This window comes from Mycobacterium sp. 1245801.1 (genome assembly GCF_001673055.1).
Taxonomy (GTDB): domain Bacteria; phylum Actinomycetota; class Actinomycetes; order Mycobacteriales; family Mycobacteriaceae; genus Mycobacterium; species Mycobacterium europaeum_A.
The window spans coordinates 1-846 of record NZ_LZKY01000260.1; the positions used below are offsets into that span (position 1 = coordinate 1).

Consider the following 846-nt stretch of genomic DNA (forward strand, 5'->3'; position numbering starts at 1 on the left):
GGCCAGCCGCAGCACAATTCACCACTCTTTTGTGTCCCGGCTCCTCGCCGGTGAATGCACCACCCTGTCGGCGGACCGCGCCGCCCGCATGGCCGAAGTGCTCGGTGTCCGACCGGCCGTACTTTTCCGGCCCATCCCGACAAACAACAAGCGCACTCACATCAAACACGGAGACGCGAAATGAGCGGGACCGCCGCGCCGGCGCGTGTCGTGATGGAGCCCGAGCTGCTGAGCAAGAAGGACGCCGCGCAAGCCCTCGCGGGCATGTCGACGCGCGAACTCGACCGTTATGTCAGGCGCGGTGCTATCACACCACGTATGTTGGGCAGCCGCGTGGTGTTTACTCGAGATGAGGTCCGCCGACAGGGTGGTGCATTCACCGGCGAGGAGCCGGGACACAAAAGAGTGGTGAATTGTGCTGCGGCTGGCCAGTTTTCGCGCCGACATGAGGGCGCCTGGTTGGGGGCCGACTAGTGTACGTAGGAGGGTCAGGTTTCGGGGCTGGACGTGCTTCACTGGCAACGTAATCACTTGCTTTCGGCTGTTTACCGCCCGTCACGGCGGCCGCTTTTGAATGTGCAACAAGTGTCGCCTACTCGACGGTAATCCGTCAAGCAGCACGCGCTACCTACTTTTCGTTCATGCGACACCTTGACGTTCTAATTACAGCCGTGTAAGTATGATGACCTGCGAAGATGGTGACGGCGCTCACTATTGCGGATGCGACACCAGCAGGTATAGTCACGTCCAACGGTAGGCGTTTAGATTCAAAGCGTCCGCCGACACGAGAGAAAAGGGTTGGACACAATGCCTACCAATGACAGGCACGGCGATCTCACCTTGCCT

General features: G+C 60.0%; 2 protein-coding genes. Both read left to right on the top strand.

Going from position 1 to position 846, the window contains the following annotated elements:
* Positions 1–184: helix-turn-helix transcriptional regulator (locus A5622_RS30210; RefSeq protein WP_232002990.1), on the top strand; the 184-nt coding region annotated here is incomplete at its 5' end.
* Positions 181–474 carry a helix-turn-helix domain-containing protein gene (locus A5622_RS16710; protein WP_066880085.1) on the top strand — a complete coding sequence of 98 codons (294 nt, stop codon included), beginning with the start codon at positions 181–183 and terminating at the stop codon, positions 472–474. The genes A5622_RS30210 and A5622_RS16710, both read left to right, overlap by 4 nt.
* Positions 475–846: the final 372 nt, after the last annotated feature.

What these genes read in the sequence shown, in the direction of transcription:
- A5622_RS16710 (WP_066880085.1), top strand. Translation starts at nt 181, where the DNA reads ATGAGCGGGACCGCCGCGCCGGCGCGTGTCGTGATGGAGCCCGAGCTG.